The sequence below is a fragment of the Acidovorax sp. KPB24-07 genome (genome assembly GCF_057543315.1).
In genome coordinates this window covers 1-630 of the sequence record NZ_BAAJYS010000910.1, presented here as the reverse complement: position 1 = coordinate 630, position 630 = coordinate 1, and the positions used below count along the sequence as shown (strand labels likewise).

1 protein-coding gene is annotated in these 630 nt (G+C 73.0%); it reads left to right on the top strand.

The window, feature by feature from the left end; genetic code table 11:
- A partial coding sequence (locus tag AC27IQ_RS26620) for a DUF4198 domain-containing protein (protein ID WP_487091476.1) occupies positions 1-599 on the top strand: 599 nt, incomplete at its 5' end.
- Positions 600-630 lie beyond the last annotated feature (31 nt).

Below are 630 nucleotides of genomic sequence, written 5' to 3'. Positions count from 1 at the left end.
AATACGCCGACGGCCTGCTGGAAAAGTCGCACGGTGCGCTCGACAAGTTCAAGGGCGTGCCGGTGCTCGAGCAGCAGCAGCCACGCGGCGGCGAGGCCCGGCGCATCGAAGGCCAGCGCACCGCCACCGCGTTCACCTACGCCCTGCCGGCGCCGGCCGACACGCTGTTCGCCGAGGCGCCGTATCCGCTGATCGACCGCACCAAGGCCGGCCAGCCACCGCTGCTGTGGCGTCCCGCCGCGCGCTGGGTGGCCAGCCTGGCGCAGCCCGTGGCCGCCACTGCGCCGCTGGACGTGGTGCCCACCGGCAAGGCGGGCGAACTGCGCGTGGTGTTCAACGGCAAGCCGCTGCCCAAGGCCCAGGTGACCCTGGTATCGCCCTCGGGCTGGGCTCGCGAGGCCGCCACGAATGCCGAAGGCACGGTGCACTTCGAGCTGCCCTGGAAGGGCCAGTACGTGGCCGAGGTCAAGCACAGCGACAAGCAGCCCGGCGAACACGCAGGCGAGAAGTACGGCGAGGCCAGCTACCTCACGACGCTCACCTTCGTGCAGGCGGCCGGCATGGAATCGCCCCCGCTGCCCGCCCCGGCCGCGCACTGACCGCCGCGCCGGCCCGGCGCTGACCGGCCCA